The organism is Pseudodesulfovibrio thermohalotolerans, from assembly GCF_021353295.2.
Lineage (GTDB): Bacteria > Desulfobacterota > Desulfovibrionia > Desulfovibrionales > Desulfovibrionaceae > Pseudodesulfovibrio > Pseudodesulfovibrio thermohalotolerans.
In genome coordinates this window covers 2240652-2255298 of sequence record NZ_CP120635.1, presented here as the reverse complement: position 1 = coordinate 2255298, position 14647 = coordinate 2240652, and the positions used below count along the sequence as shown (strand labels likewise).

15 protein-coding genes and 1 pseudogene are annotated in these 14647 nt (G+C 60.9%); 10 read left to right on the top strand and 6 right to left on the bottom strand.

The window, feature by feature from the left end:
• Positions 1–492, top strand: a complete 492-nt coding sequence (locus LF599_RS10780; protein ID WP_279520750.1) for a 3-isopropylmalate dehydratase small subunit — start codon at positions 1–3, stop codon at positions 490–492.
• A gap of 231 nt (positions 493–723) precedes the next feature.
• Positions 724–1791 (top strand): 3-isopropylmalate dehydrogenase, encoded by a 1068-nt coding sequence (leuB, locus tag LF599_RS10775; protein ID WP_279520749.1) that lies wholly within the window; start codon positions 724–726, stop codon positions 1789–1791.
• A gap of 72 nt (positions 1792–1863) precedes the next feature.
• Here leuB and LF599_RS10770 read toward each other — a convergent pair whose 3' ends face one another.
• The 3 genes from LF599_RS10770 to LF599_RS10760 all read right to left on the bottom strand — a co-directional run bounded on the left by LF599_RS10770 (position 1864) and on the right by LF599_RS10760 (position 2929).
• Entirely contained in the window at positions 1864–2322 is a 459-nt protein-coding gene (locus LF599_RS10770; protein ID WP_279520748.1) for a hypothetical protein, read from the bottom strand.
• Complete coding sequence (locus LF599_RS10765) at positions 2319–2564, bottom strand: hypothetical protein (protein ID WP_269942446.1); 246 nt, start codon at positions 2562–2564, stop codon at positions 2319–2321. The genes LF599_RS10770 and LF599_RS10765 overlap by 4 nt, the downstream gene beginning before the upstream one ends.
• Positions 2565–2659: 95 nt before the next feature.
• Positions 2660–2929: a GIY-YIG nuclease family protein gene (locus tag LF599_RS10760; protein WP_269942447.1), complete on the bottom strand. Its 270-nt coding sequence runs from the start codon at positions 2927–2929 to the stop codon at positions 2660–2662.
• 96 nt (positions 2930–3025) lie between these two features.
• Here LF599_RS10760 and LF599_RS18370 point away from each other — a divergent pair.
• The 7 genes and pseudogenes from LF599_RS18370 to LF599_RS10730 all read left to right on the top strand — a co-directional run.
• Positions 3026–3568 (top strand): annotated as a pseudogene (locus tag LF599_RS18370) (ATP-binding cassette domain-containing protein); the annotation flags it as partial.
• Entirely contained in the window at positions 3554–4999 is a 1446-nt protein-coding gene (locus LF599_RS10755) for an ABC-F family ATP-binding cassette domain-containing protein (protein ID WP_450091457.1), read from the top strand. The pseudogene LF599_RS18370 and the gene LF599_RS10755, both read left to right, overlap by 15 nt.
• Positions 4996–5385 (top strand): (deoxy)nucleoside triphosphate pyrophosphohydrolase, encoded by a 390-nt coding sequence (locus tag LF599_RS10750; protein ID WP_279520746.1) that lies wholly within the window; start codon positions 4996–4998, stop codon positions 5383–5385. The genes LF599_RS10755 and LF599_RS10750 overlap by 4 nt, the downstream gene beginning before the upstream one ends.
• Positions 5386–5507: 122 nt before the next feature.
• A complete protein-coding gene (locus LF599_RS10745) occupies positions 5508–6380 on the top strand; it encodes a methylenetetrahydrofolate reductase (RefSeq protein WP_279520745.1) in 873 nt (290 codons plus the stop codon).
• 18 nt (positions 6381–6398) lie between these two features.
• On the top strand, positions 6399–7424 hold the full coding sequence (locus tag LF599_RS10740; protein WP_279520744.1) for an aspartate-semialdehyde dehydrogenase: 1026 nt from the start codon (positions 6399–6401) through the stop codon (positions 7422–7424).
• 10 nt (positions 7425–7434) lie between these two features.
• Complete coding sequence (locus tag LF599_RS10735) at positions 7435–8376, top strand: aminotransferase class IV (RefSeq protein WP_279520743.1); 942 nt, start codon at positions 7435–7437, stop codon at positions 8374–8376.
• An 85-nt stretch (positions 8377–8461) separates the two neighbouring features.
• Positions 8462–8758, top strand: coding sequence for a DUF3955 domain-containing protein (locus LF599_RS10730; protein WP_279520742.1), 297 nt, complete (start codon positions 8462–8464; stop codon positions 8756–8758).
• Positions 8759–8856: 98 nt separating this feature from the next.
• On the opposite strand, the gene LF599_RS10725 is transcribed toward LF599_RS10730, so the two are convergent.
• Positions 8857–9759: a glycosyltransferase family 2 protein gene (locus LF599_RS10725; RefSeq protein WP_279520741.1), complete on the bottom strand. Its 903-nt coding sequence runs from the start codon at positions 9757–9759 to the stop codon at positions 8857–8859.
• 377 nt (positions 9760–10136) lie between these two features.
• Between LF599_RS10725 and LF599_RS10720 the strand changes: the two genes are divergently transcribed.
• Positions 10137–12704: a SulP family inorganic anion transporter gene (locus LF599_RS10720; protein ID WP_279520740.1), complete on the top strand. Its 2568-nt coding sequence runs from the start codon at positions 10137–10139 to the stop codon at positions 12702–12704.
• 15 nt (positions 12705–12719) lie between these two features.
• Here the strand turns inward: LF599_RS10720 and rfbD are convergent, their stop codons facing one another.
• Both rfbD and rfbB read right to left on the bottom strand, forming a co-directional pair.
• The gene (gene rfbD, locus LF599_RS10715; RefSeq protein WP_279520739.1) at positions 12720–13595 is read right to left on the bottom strand and encodes a dTDP-4-dehydrorhamnose reductase; all 876 of its coding nucleotides are present in this window, start codon (positions 13593–13595) and stop codon (positions 12720–12722) included.
• A complete protein-coding gene (rfbB, locus tag LF599_RS10710) occupies positions 13595–14611 on the bottom strand; it encodes a dTDP-glucose 4,6-dehydratase (RefSeq protein ID WP_279520738.1) in 1017 nt (338 codons plus the stop codon). Before rfbB ends, rfbD begins: the two co-directional genes overlap by 1 nt.
• Positions 14612–14647: the final 36 nt, after the last annotated feature.

The following is a 14647-nucleotide window of genomic DNA, read 5'->3' as shown; positions in this document are numbered from 1 at the left end:
ATGAAAGTAACCGGAACCGCTCACAAAGTGGGCGACCATATCGATACGGACGCCATCATACCGGCCCGTTTCCTGGTGACTACCGACGCCAAGGAGCTGGGCAGGAACTGCATGGAGGGACTTGAGGCCGGATGGGTCAAGCGGATCAAGGAAAACGACGTCATGATAGGCGGCGTGAACTTCGGCTGCGGCTCGTCCCGCGAACACGCTCCCATTTCTATCCTGGGCGCGGGCATTCCCGTGGTCCTGGCGCACAGTTTCGCACGTATCTTTTACCGCAACGGGTTCAATATGGGCCTGGTGCTGCTCGAAATCGGCGATGACATCGACAAGTTCAGCGATACCGATGAAATCGAGGTGGATACCGCCTCCGGCCTCATCAAGAATCTGACCACCGGCGCGACCGTGCAGGCCGCCCCGGTGCCCCCGTTCATGCAGGAAATCCTCAATGCGGGCGGCTTGGTGGAATACGCCAAGAGGAAATTGGCGTAGGAATGCCTCCGGCGGCCGGGGGAAGGGGAGGAGGTTCGGGCCGTTGATCGACATGAAGGTCGTGAACGGTTATTGGGGGATCAAGGAATTGTTGCACGCCTCGGCCTCGCCGAAGGCGCGATAAAAAGTTTTGGAGAGTCCAGAGAGCCTTTTTCAAAAGGTTCTCTGGTCCCGCCGAAGGCGACCCCCGGTAGGGCCGCCGGAGGCATCTCGCATCCACAGGAGAAGACGATGAAGATTTGTGTATTGCCCGGTGACGGCATCGGCCGGGAAATTGTGGGCCAGGCCCTGCGGGTGCTGGAAAAGGTCGGCGACAAGTATGGCCGCGCTTTCGAGACCACGGAAGCGTTGATCGGCGGCTGCGCCATCGACGCCGAGGGCGTGCCGTTGCCTGCGGAGACCGTGGCCCGGTGCAAGGATTCCGACGCTGTGCTGTTGGGCGCGGTTGGTGGTCCCAAGTGGGATACCATTGACCCCGCCATCCGCCCGGAGAAAGGGCTGCTCGGCATCCGCAAGGAGCTCGGGCTGTTCGCCAACGTGCGTCCGGCGCGGCTGTTCAAGCAGTTGTCCGACGCCTGTTATCTCCGCCCCGACATCGTGGCCAAGGGGCTGGATGTCATGGTCGTGCGCGAGCTGACCGGCGGCATCTATTTCGGTGAACCCCGTTTCGACGGCGAAAAGGACGGCGAGCGGTACGGCTATAACACCATGGTTTACTATGAGCATGAGATTCGCCGTATCGCGAAGGTGGCCTTCGAGGCCGCCCGCAAGCGCTCCGGCCGGGTCTGCTCCGTGGACAAGGCCAACGTGCTGGACGTGTCCCGCGTGTGGCGAGAGATCGTCATAGACGAGCACAAGAATTACCCTGACGTGGAGCTGTCGCACCTGTACGTCGACAACGCGGCCATGCAGTTGGTGCGTGATCCGTCCCAGTTCGACGTTCTGGTCACCGGCAACCTGTTCGGCGACATCCTGTCCGACGAGGCTGCGGCCATCACCGGCTCCATCGGCATGTTGCCGTCCGCGTCGCTGGGCGAGGGCAATCCTGGGCTGTTCGAGCCCATTCACGGTTCGGCTCCGGACATTGCGGGCAAGGATTTGGCCAATCCCCTGGCCACTATCCTGTCCGTGTCCATGATGCTGCGCCATGCCTTTGACATGGCCGACGAGGCCGACTGCATTGAGCAGGCCGTGGAAAAGACCCTGGAGCAGGGCTACCGCACCGGCGACATCATGCAGGAAGGCTGCAAGCGCGTGGGCTGCGCCGCCATGGCCGAGGCCGTGCTGAAGAACATGTAGTCCGCTTGCGTGAAGATTGAAAAAAAGGGCCGCTTCGCTTGGCGATGCGGCCCTTTTGTCTGGTGTAGTGGATCAGCGGGAGGGGACGTTGGCCTTGCTGGCCTGCTGGACTTTTTTGCTGGTTTCCAAGTCGATGAATCCGAGCGTCAGACATACGCTGAGGTAGTCCATTTTGAGGATGTTCATCTTTTGGATGGCCCGTTCGTGCTGCTCCATGGAGATCTTTTTCCGACCGAGCAGATAGCGGCTGATCTTGTCGTTTTCGTTCATCTCCAAAGCTTCCAGGGCGTCAACGGTGACGGTCGGGATATCGCCGCGCTTGTTCTTGAGGGAGCACAGGGTCTGCTCCTTGTTCGTCCGCTCCCGTTGGAGCTCCCGCTTCTGCTTGCTCAGGGATTGATGGAGGGTGTCCATTTCCTGGCGTTCGTTGTTTAGCTGAATCAGGGTGGTGTAGCGGTGCCGGGAGAGCGCGCGGAATACCGTGACGAAGAAGGCGAGGGCGGAACCCAGGATGATGCTGAAGGTCATCATGACTGTTGCCTCTGTTCGAGCAGGGCGATCTGGTCGTCGATTTCGTTGATTTTGGTTTTGAGTTCCGCGATCTGTTCTTCGAGAACGGCGTTCTTGGCCGAGAGGTCGACGGTCAGCCGCCGGATTTCATTTCTCTTGCGGCAAACCTGGTCGGTGCAGTTGTGGTGGTGGATGACAAGAATCCCCAGAAGAACAAACCCGAACATGGCCAGGAGAAGATATAGGGTACTGACTTCCAGCATGAAATGAAGCTTTGCGTTGTCGGGTTTGCGGCGTTCTTGGCTCCATTGAATGTACGTTGGATTATGGTATGAGGCAAGCGAATACTGGAAATTCTTTAGGAATTCAGGATAGGTTCGCCGGTGGCGAGCAGTCGTTCGATCTTTTGTCCTGCGGGCATTTTCTTGATGGCCATCTCCAGCCGAAGGGCCGCGCTCTTGCCGTCCACCGTCACGCTTGCCGCCAGGCGCACGGGAAGTCTCGCCCGGGTGTATTTGGAGGCAGTCCCGGCGTTGTGTGCCGCGAGCCTCCGGTCCAGATTGTTGGTGATGCCGCAATAGAGGCTGTTGTCCGCGCAACGGAGCAGGTAAACGTGCCATGTTTGCATGGGCGCAGTGTACCCTGCGGGCCGCGCGCGGTCAAAACGGTTGCCAATCCCGTCCTCCCATTATATCTGTCATCCGCAAAACAGAAAGGTCCACACATGTCCCGCATTACAGTACAGAGCCTACAGAAATCCTTCGGCGGAGAGCCGATCTTTTCCGACGTCGCCTTCGAGGTCGCGCCGGGTATGCGTTTGGCCCTGACCGGCCCCAACGGCTGCGGCAAGTCCACCTTGCTCAAGGTCCTGGCCGGGGAAATAGAACCCGACGGCGGCCAGGTCACCCTGACCAAGGGAGCCCGAGTGGGCTACGTGGCCCAGGAGATGACCGGCGAGATCCTGGAGCAGCAGCTTTTGGCCTGGGTCCTGTCCGCGCTGCCTTCCTGGAACGAGTTCTGGGAGGAGTGGGAACGGGCCGTGCACGAGGGCGACAATGCCCGCATTGAGCAACTGGCCCATCGGCAGGCCGAGTTCGAGCGTCTTTACGGCTACAACCCGGATCACAAGGCGCGGGCCATCCTGACCGGCCTCGGGTTCGCCGAGGAATCGCTTTACAAGCGCATCGGCGAGCTTTCGGGCGGTTGGCGCGAGCGCGCCAAGCTCGGCAGAGTGCTTCTGCAGGGCGCGGACGTGCTCCTTCTGGACGAGCCCACCAACCACCTCGACCTGGAGGCCGTTGAGTGGCTTGAGGACTATCTGCTCAACTACCGGGGCGCGCTCGCCTTCGTGGTTCATGACCGCATCTTCCTGAACCGGGTGGGTACACACGTGCTTTTCCTTGGAGGAGCCAAGCCCCTGTTGCGCAAGGGGTCTTTTGACGAATTTCTGGCCTGGGACGAGGAGAATCGGGAGCAGCGGCGCAAGGAAGCGGACAAGCTTTCGGCGAAGATTGAAAACGAATACAAATATATCAACAAGTTCCGCGTCAAGGCGCGCAAGGCCGCCCAAGCCCAGAGCAAGCTCAAGAAGGTGGAGAAGCTGGAGCGGGAACTGAGCCAGATCAAGGAGGTTCAGGCCTCCCATCATCGCGGCAGGAGCCTGAACTTCCGTTTGCCCGAGCCCAAGCGCGGCGACAAGGTCGCAATCTCGGTCGTGGATTTGGAATTTCACTACGAGGGAGGGGAGAGCGTCTGGCCCGCCCTGAATTTTCAGCTCTTTCGGGGCAAGAAGGTGGCCGTGGTCGCGCCCAACGGCGCGGGCAAGTCGACCTTGCTCAAGCTTATCGCCGGGGCACTGACGCCCTCGGCAGGTACCGTCAAGATCGGGCCGGGCACGGAAATGGGCTATTTCAGCCAGCACCAGCACGAAATCCTCAACCTGGACAGCACCGTCCTCGGGGAGATCAGACGGTTGTCCAGCTCCGGGTTGACCGAAGAGCAGGTCATGAGCGTTCTCGGCCTGTTCCTGCTGGGCGAGCCGTATTTCGACCGCAAGGTCCGGGGACTTTCCGGCGGCGAGAAGTCCCGCCTGCTCCTGGCCACGTTGTTTCTTGCCAGGGCCAACCTGCTTCTCCTCGACGAGCCCACCAACCATCTGGATATCGAGACCCGCGAGGGGCTCATTCGCGCGTTGCAGGATTACGAGGGGACGCTCTTTTTCGTGGCCCACGACCGTTATTTGCTCAATGAGGTGGCCGAAGAGGTCTGGGCGCTGGACGAGAACGGGTTGATTCAGCATATCGGCGGGTTCGAGGAGTATCACGCGAAGCAGAAGCGGGAGGAGGCGTGCCGCAACGGGCAGGCCTCGTGCGATCCCGAGGAGGCTTTGGAGCGGCGCAAGCTTTCCAAGGAGGAGAAGCGCCGCCAGGCCGAGGAGCGCAACCGCCTTTATCGCGAGCTCAAGCCTCTCAAAAAGAAATATGAAAAGCTTGAGGCGGACCTGGAAAAGGTCCTGGACGAGCAGGCCGGGCTGGAAGAGAAGATGAACGATCCCGCCACGTACGCAAAGCCTGAAGAGGCGCTCAAGCTCAATGCCGCCTACAAGGATGCCACCGAGTGGGCCGAGAACCTCATGGAGCGCATGGCCGAACTGGAAGAGCGCATGGAGGCCATCTCCGGCGACGGGGAGCCCGCATGACCAAACCCGTTCTTGAGGTGGTGGCCGGCATTGTCTGGCGCGGCGGCGAGTATCTGGCCGTGCGGCGGCCTGACGGCGGTCCCATGGCCGGGTGGTGGGAGTTCCCCGGCGGAAAGGTGGAGCCGGGCGAAACCCGCGAGCAGGCGCTCGTCCGCGAGTTCCGCGAGGAGTTGGACGTAACCCCCCTTGAATTCGAGTACTGGCGCGACCTGCGGCATGAGTACGACGAATTCTCCGTGCATCTGCATTTCTTTCATATTCGCCAATATTCCGGTGGGTTGAAGGGTCTTGAAAATCAGCTCATGGCCTGGGTCGATCCCTCCGGACCGCTCCAACTCGATTTCCTGCCCGCCGACACCGTCATCGTCGAAGCGCTCCATTCCTGATTCGGATCGCCTTCCCGCCGCGCCCCGCGCCATTTCCCATTGAAGGTTGGGCCGAGAAGGAGTATATGATTTCACTTGCCCCCCATGGGCCGTACTTGAAGCGATTGTTGAAGGAGTAAGCTTTGCGCGTTTGTGATCTGATCGATGGGAAGTCCCCGTTCATCTCCATGGAGTTCTTTCCGCCCAAAGAGCGGGAAGCATGGCCCGTCTTTTTCGAGGTGGTCGACAAACTCAAGGTCCTTGATCCCCTGTTCGCGTCCGTGACCTACGGTGCGGGCGGCGGAACGCAGGACAATACCCTGGAGATCGCCACCCGGATGAAACGGGACCACGGCATCGAACCCATCACCCACCTGACCAGCGTCGGGGCCTCGGCTGAAAAATTGGACGGGTTTCTCGAAGGCCTGGTCAAGGCCGATATCGACAACGTCCTGGCCCTGCGCGGCGATCCGCCTCGCGGCGTGGTAAATTTCGATTTCGATGCCCAGGAGTTCCGGCACGCATCGGACCTTATCGAGTACATCTCCGGGCGGTATCCCGGTTTATGCGTGGGCGGCGCGGCCTATCCCGAGCCTCACTGCGAGTCTCCGTCCATCAAGTCCGATCTGGAAATGGTGCATCTGAAGGTCCGCAAGGGCGCGGAATTTTTGGTGACGCAGTTGTTCTTCGACAACCGTATGTATTTCGACTACGTGGAGCGGCTTCGGTTGATGGGTTCGGATGTGCCGGTCATTCCCGGCATCCTGCCGATCATGAGCCTGAAATCCGCCAAGTTCATCCTGGGCCTGTGTGGCGCCGCCATACCGGGCAAGTTCCTGAGCGCCTTGGAAAAGGCGCATGAGGAGGGCGGTGACGATGCCGTGTACAAGCTCGGCATCGACTACGCGACCAAACAGGCGCGCGAGCTTCTGGAAGGAGGCGCGCCGGGCGTGCATCTGTACACGCTCAACCGCGCCGAGGCTGTTTTGGAAATCGGAAAAAATCTCAATATATAGTTCTTGGGAGTAAGGAAGATGAGCAAGAATTTCGTTGTCGCCGTGTGCGGCGCCACGGGTGCGGTGGGCCAGGAGATGCTGAAGGTCCTGGAGCAGAGGGATTTCCCCTACAGCAAGGTCATTCCGTTGGCCTCCGCCCGAAGCGCGGGCAAAAAGGTCGAGTGCAAGGGCGAAGAACTGACCGTGGTCGAACTGACCGAGAATTCCTTTGACGGTGTGGACATCGCCTTGTTCTCCGCCGGCGGCTCCATCAGCGAGAAGTTCGCCCCCATCGCAGCCAAGGCGGGTTGCGTGGTGGTCGACAACTCCTCGGCCTGGCGTATGGACCCCGAGTGCCCCCTGGTGGTTCCCGAAGTTAACCCCGAGGACCTCGATTGGCACAAGGGCATCATCGCCAACCCCAACTGCTCCACCATCCAGATGATGGTTGCGCTCAAGCCCATCCATGACGAGGCAAAGATCAAGCGTGTGGTGGTTTCCACCTATCAGGCCGTGTCCGGCACCGGTCAGAAGGCTATCGAGGAACTGGAGAACCAGGTCCGCCGCCTCATGTCCGGCCAGCCCGTCGTGGCCGACGTCTATCCGCACCAGATCGCCTTCAACTGCCTGCCGCACATCGACGTTTTCCAGCCCAACGGCTACACCAAGGAAGAGATGAAGATGGTCAACGAGACCGTCAAGATCATGGGCGATCCGAATATCAAGGTTACGGCCACCTGCGTGCGCGTCCCCGTTTTCTACGGTCACTCCGAGTCCATCAACATCGAGACCGAGCTCAAGTTGACCGCCGACGATGTTCGCGCGCTGCTGGCCAAGGCTCCCGGCGTTGTCGTCGAAGACTACCCCGAGAAGCTGGCCTACCCCATGGCCATCACCGCCTCGGGCGAAGACGACACCTTTGTCGGCCGCATTCGCGAGGACGAAACCATTGAGAACGGCATCAACATGTGGGTCGTTTCCGACAACATCCGCAAGGGCGCGGCCCTGAACACCGTTCAGATCGCCGAGACCCTCATTGAGCGCGACCTGGTGCGCGTGCCCTAAGGAGTTCATCGTGGCCAATGTAGCGGATTCCAAGGCGTATCTGGAGGCCATGCTGGCCGTCGAGCGGCCCGGCGCGAGCGAGATTCAGGCGTTTTACGAGCACCGTGTGGGCATGATCTGCACGGACCCGAAGCTCATGCTCATGCCCTGGGACGACCATCTGGTCCATCGCGGGGACGGTATCTTCGAGACCATGAAGTTCGTGGGCCGCAAACTGTATCAGCTTGAGCCGCACATGGCCCGCATGGAACGTTCCTGCCAGGCCATCTACATGGCCCCGCCGTGTCCCTGGGACGACATCCGGCAGATCATTCTGGACGTTGCCAGGGCGGGCGGACGGGAAGACGGCATGGTCCGCGTGCTCATCGGGCGCGGGCCGGGCGGTTTCGGCATCTACCCGTCCGAATGCCCCGAGGCGAGCCTCTACGTCGTGGCCTACGACCTGCACCAAAAACCGGAGTCGGTCTACGAGAAGGGCGTCACCGCCTTCAAGACCTCTATTCCGGCCAAGCAACCGTATCTCGCGACCATCAAGTCCATCGACTATCTGCCCAACGTGCTCATGAAGCACGAGGCCGAAGAGAAGGGCTACGACTTCCCGTTCTGTTTCGACCACAACGGCCTGCTTGCCGAAGGGGCCACGGAGAACGTCTGCATCGTGGACGAGAACGGCCGTCTGGTCATTCCCGAGTTCACCAACGCCCTGGCCGGAACCACTCTCATGCGAGCTGTGGACCTCATCAAGGGTGAGGTCCCCATTATTTTTCGCGGCATCAGCGAGGAGGAAATCCTCCTCGCCCGCGAAGTTCTTATCGTGGGCACCACCGGGGACGCCATTCCCGTGGTCCGCTTCAACGGCAAGCCCATCCACGACGTCAAGCCCGGCCCGGTCGCCAGGCGCATCAGGGAACTGCTGCGGCAGGACCTGGTCGAGACCGGCATCCCTCTTTAGGGACGGACCGTGTTCGGGGCCGCCATGCCCGGGGTTGACCCGGGCGGCGGTCCCGGCGGCCCCGGCGTCATGACCGGAGTTGCAAATGAATGTGTTTTTGTTTCTGGCGGTTGTCGGCCTGATCGGATGGTCGCTTTTTCAGGCTTTCAATAAATCGGCCGAGGGACGCGTTGCCTGGGCCGTGGTCGCGGCTCTTCTCGCTGCGGCGTTGGTTCTGCTCGCTTTGGGCAATTATTTCGTCACCGTCGATGAGGACGGTGTTCTCCGCGAGTTCGGTCCCGCGCTCCCCATCGGCGCAATCCTTCTGCTGACCGGCCTTCTCGGTTACGCGGCGTTGATCCTTCGCCGCATATACCGGCGCTTTGCCTCCCGTCGCCGGTGATTCCATCGGATTATTTCGTCCTGACTGCCGGGTTTTCCGGCTTCATGCATTGATGTCGCGCAAAGGCTTTTCGGTTGCGGCGTCCTTTTGCGCTTTGTTCAGAATGGACCGGAGTTGATGGCCGCGTGGCGGAATCGGCGGATGGCTTCATCGGCCAGCGCATCGGTGCCCATGGCGCGCATGGCGTGGTCGTGAAGCATGTGGGTGACGTCCAGGGGGCCGGGAATGGACATGAATCCGAAGGCTGCCGCCCAGGCGTCGCCGCGCAGATAGGCCAGTGCCCATCGCACGGTGTGTTCATGGAAAAACTGCTGGTTGTTGATGACCAGGATAGCCTTGCACCGGCCGTCTTCCGCACGTTCTTTGAAGGACGCCTTGTGATGCTCGCAGGAGGCCAGGGGGTACGCGACGTGATGGAAGCGGGTGCCCGACAGGGCCGCCTGGACCCAGAGGTCCCAGTCCCGATAAAAGGTGTTGTCCCGGAATCCGCCGGTCCGGTCGAATGCCTCGCGAGTGATGAGCACGCCAGGACCGAGGAAGCCCCGGACCTGGAGCAGGCCGTCACGGTATGAAGGGAGTTGGACCATGGATGGTCCGAGACTGCGGTTTTTGGCGGGGGCGAGCCGGATGTAGTCGGCATACATGATTCCGGTTTCGGGATGATCCTCGAAGACCGCATCGGCAGTGGTCAGGTATTTCGGGTCGAGGCGGTAATCGGGTCTCACGAACATGAGCCGGTCGCCGAGAGCCCTGGAAGCGGCCTGATTGCGGGCCCGTGCAGGGGTGACGTCGGCATCGAATTCTTCCAGGCGAATGGCTTCGAGTCCCGTGATGGCCCGCCATATGCCGAGGTCGGAAGAGGCGTGCCCGCCGTTTCCCGCAATCACGATTTCGGTACGGTCGAGCCCGTCGGACTGCCTGGAGATGGACTGCAACAGGCGCGGCAGGGCGGGGTGGGTTTCCAAGTCGGAAACGATTATGGAAACGGTATGCTTGCGCATGTCTCCCTTCCATGGGATTCGGTTTCTCGTCCGAAGAGGCTGGTACGATCCGTGTACACAATTCGCCTCACTCGCATTTATTGCATCGGCCCATAGATCGGGAACTTTAGACCCTGAACGTATGTTTTTTTGAAAAAAGCACGGGCATTCAATTGGCGGGTCGGCTTGCGTGAGGCCGTGGGTTGACGTATGTAGCTAGAAGCGTGAAACAATATGTCGACCGGTTTCGTCTATCCCCGGTTTATGGATGCACCTCTTGTACCCGGCGGTAACCTGTGGCTATTTTCAAATGTGATTCGTGCGGTTATGAGCGAATTGTCCCGGATGAGTTGATTGGGAAGAGAGCCAGGTGCCCTGGTTGCGGCCAGGGTGTAGCCGTGGCGGGCGACCGTGTTCCGGAGAAAGCGCCCTCCAGGGCCGCTGAGGACGACGAGCCTTTGCAGCCCATCAATCTCGACGATGGGATGGCGGTTGAGCCGGAGAGAGCGGAAGACGTCATTTGCACAGCCTGTGGCCATGCCCAGGCGCAGGGCAGCGGGCTGAAGTGCTCCAGTTGCGGCGCGCTGCTGGATAGTATCGAGGCCGTGCCCGAGGTGGACGAGAGCGAGATCGACGTCAGCGATCTTGCCGAGCCGGGCGGACCGGAAGTGTGGGACGCGGACTTCAAGGGTGATGAAGGCGCGGCGGACCTTGAGAACGCCTCGGATCCCGACCGCTGGCGGCTGCTCCGTGGTGGCAAGGCGCTCAACCTTTACGCGGGCATCGTTTCCGGCCTGCTGTCGCTGTTTTTCGTCTATTCCCTGTCCTTGCTGGCCGCCTCCCAGGGCGGGATGCACCAATATCTGCCGTTTCTGCTCGGCACCGCGCTTACCGGCGTCATCGTCGGCTCCATCTGTTTTTCTTTCCTCTCCCGCATTCCCTTTGCCCTGGTCGGCCCGGAAACGGTCCTGACCGCCGTGCTTTTTCTGTTCATCGGGGGCATGTATCGCCATATGTCCGAAACCTTCGCCCCGGAACTCATCCTGCCGACCATCCTGGCGGGCATCAGCGTGGCGGCTTTGCTGACAGGACTGAGTTTGCTTTTGCTGGCACGGTTCAGGCTCGGCGAGTTCATTCGCTTCATTCCCCTGCAAATCGTCGGCGGAGCCATTGGCGGCGTGGGCGTGTTCGTGCTTGTCGGGGCGTTCGCCTGGATGGGCTGCCTGAATCCCGACTGGAGCAACGTCTATAGTCTGGGCCTCTCTCTGGCCAGCAATTTCGATCTGAATCAGGACCTCAATACCATGGGGCCGAGTGTGATCTTTGGCCTGTTCCTGTTTTTCGCCATGTTCAGGACCAAGAATTCCCTGTTCCTGCTGGCTCTGATTCTTGCCGCCGTGGGGGCCGGAAACGGAGTGGGTGTCTGGGCGACAGATTCGACCCTCAAGGACCTGGCCGCGCCTGTGCCGTTTCCGGAAGGCTCGCTCCTGGTTCATCTGGTGGAGGTGCTGCGCTCCCCACTGCTTTTCAGCGACATCCAGTGGGCGGTAATCAAGTCCCATTCACTTTACATCGGCGCCATGGTTGTTCTGGCCGTGCTCACGGTCATGTACCGGATCACCCGGCTAGAAATTATGCGCGGGAAAGAGAGTGATCTGAACCGCGAATACGCCGCCCTCGGTGTGACGAATATGGTTTCCGGGCTGTGTTGCGGGATGCCCGTGTCCCTCTCCTACGGCAGGAGCGCTGGCAGCTATGCCGCCGGAGGCCGGGGGCCGCTGGCCGGGATCGTGGCCGGTTTGGTCTGCGGCGTGGGATTGTTCTACGCGGACGTGGTGCTGCCCATGATTCCCCGGTTCGTGCCCGAGGGGCTGCTCGTGTACGCCGGGCTTGATCTCATTCGCGACTGGGGATTCCGAACCCGCTCTTCCTTCACCGGCCGGGCCGATCTGTGGTTGCTCCGGCTGACCTTCGCGGCCACCATCCTTCTCGGCCTGCTCGAAGGTATCGGCTTCGGCGTGGTCCTGGCCCTGATGGTCACGGTGAGCCGCGCGGGCCGCGGCGGCGTGGTGCGCAACCAGCTTTCGGGTTCCCAACACTCCAGCAACGTGGACAGGGCCTCGGCGCAACAGCGGATTCTCAAGGAATATGGCGACCACATTCATATTATGCGCGTTCAGGGTTTCCTCTTTCTCGGGTCCATGGAGCGGCTTCTCAAGGCGGTGCGCGCGAGGCTGGAGGAACGAAATCGGCTTTCCCTGGACTATTTGGTTCTTGATTTCCGGCAGGTGGACGGTTTTGCTTCGACTTCCGGGCTCGGTTTCGCCAAGCTGCATAGGCTGGCCGAAGAGGGCGGCGTGCAGGTGGTCATCACCAGCGCGCCGTTGGAATTGGAGACCCACCTCGTCTCCCTGGGCTATGCGGGCGATGAGGACGGCCAGTTCAGAATTTTCTTCAACCTGGATTATGCCCTGGAGTGGTGCGAGAATTGCGTGCTCGACGCCGAAGGGATGCTGGAGATGAGGCGCAGGACCCTGCCCGAACTGTTGGTACCCATCTTCCCGGAGACCCGGTATATACCGGCGCTCATGAAGGCTCTCCAGCGCGATGTGGTGCGGGCGGGCGAGACGGTCTTTCGTCAGGGTGACGGTTCGGACGCCATGTATTTCGTGGAATCCGGCAGGCTGGATGTGGAACTGGAACTGGCCGACGGACGCATTGTCCGGTTGAAAAAAGTGGGGCCGGGTGCGGTGTTCGGCGAAATGGGCATTTATACCCTGTCCCCGAGGTCGGCGACCATTCGAGCCGCCGAAAAGTGCGTTCTCTATCGCCTGACCTTGCGCAGGCTCGAAGCCATCGAGGCGCGTGCTCCCAGGCTGGTTACGGCCATCAACCGTTTTCTGGTGAATCTGCTGTCCGCGCGGCTGGCGGCGAGCAATGCCCGGGTCCGCGATTTGATGTCCTAGGTGATCGTAAGCGGGCTAGGCCCCAAGGCCGAGATCTTCCAGCACGTACTGCCTGAGGGCGTCTTCCCATCGGCGTGGGGTGGCGCCCGTGGTCCGAGTGAACTTGGCCAGGTCGAGCACTGAGTATGACGGCCGGACGGCTTTAGTGGGATAGGCGGAGGTGGGGACGGGCGAGACCGTGCAGTCCTTGTTCGCAAGGTTGACGGCGGTGTTGGCCAGCCCGTGCCAGGAGGTTTCCCCGGAGTTGGCGAGGTGGAAGATGCCCGAAGCGTCCCGTTCCACCAGCCGGATGGTGTTTTCTGCAATATCGGGCGTGTAGGAGGGGGAACCGATCTGGTCGTTGACCACACTCAGATTCCTGCGTGTGTCCGCCAGCCCGAGAATCTTTTTCACGAAATTCGTCCTGCCCGGCCCGAAGAGCCAGGATATCCTGATTATCAGGGTGCGGTCGTAGCCGAGCTTGAGCAGGCCGCGTTCACCGTCCGCCTTGCTGATTCCGTATACAGAGGTTGAGTTGGCCTCATCGTATTCGGTGTAGGGCGAATGTTTGCTGCCGTTGAAAACGAAGTCCGTGCTGTAGTGGATGAACGGGATGGCCCGCCGCGCGGCCAGGGTGGCCAAGAGCGGCGGAGCCGTGGCGTTGAGGGCGAACGCCTTTTCGGGCTCGTCCTCAGCCAGGTCCACCTGCGTATAGCCCGTGGCGTTGATGAGCAGGTCTGGGTCGTTCCGGTCCAGCCATTTTTCCACGCACAACGGGTCGAGGACGTCGCAATCCTTGCGGGACAGGGGGAAGGCCATGGCACCGGCGCGGCCGAACGCCTTGGTCAGCGCCTGTCCCAGCAGTCCTGTCCTACCGCCCAGGATGGCAACCCGCAGTCCTTCTATGCGCATCAGGCGCGCTCCTCGTACCAGGTATCCATGAAGTTCCGGTATTCGCCGCTCTGGACTTGTTCGAGCCAGGTCCCGTTGGCTTCGTACCAGGCGATGGTTCGCGCCAGCCCCTCGGCAAAGGGCAGGGTCGGGGCGAAGCCTAGTTCCTCTTGGGCCAGGGAAAAGTCCATGGCGTACCGTTTGTCGTGTCCCGGCCGGTCGGTGACGTAGGTAATCAGCGATTCCGGCTTGCCCACGATGGAGAGCAGGGTTTTGACAACGGAAATATTGGTTTCCTCGGCGTTGCCGCCGAAGTTGTACGCCTGTCCCTCGCGTCCCTTTGTCAGGGTCAGCTCCACGCCTCGGCAGTGGTCGTCCACATATATCCAGTCGCGCACGTTGAGGCCGTCGCCGTAGACGGGCAGCGGCTTGTCCGCTTTTGCGTTGAGGAACATGAGAGGGATGAGTTTCTCGGGGAATTGGTACGGCCCGTAGTTGTTGGAGCAGCGGGTGATGAGCACCGGGAAATGGTAGGTCTCGAAATAGGCCCGGGCCATGAGGTCCGCGCCAGCCTTGCTGGCCGAGTACGGGCTGTTGGGCGCGAGCGGTGTGGTTTCGGTGAATTTCCCTGACGGGCCGAGGGTGCCGTAGACCTCGTCGGTAGATACATGCACGAATCGCTCCGTGCGACACTGCCGGGCGCATTCCATGAGGTTCTGTGCTCCGGCCGTGTTGGTGGCCACGAAGGGCGACGGGTCGTTGATGGACCTGTCGACGTGGGACTCGGCCGCGAAGTTGACTACCGCGTCCACGTTGTTGCCGGACAGCAGGTCCATGACCAGATCGCGGTCGCAGATGTCGCCGTGCACGAATTCGTAGCGGGGCTCGTTTTCCTCCAAATCCAGGAGGTTGAGCCGGTTGCCCGCATAGGTCAGCTTGTCCAGGTTGAGGATGGACCAGTCCGGATGGGAGGCGAGCATGAGCCTGATGAAATTGGTGCCGATGAAGCCGCAGCCGCCGGTAACGAGTAGTTTCATGGAATGTCTGTTGGTCTGGGTGAAAGGGTTTGGGGA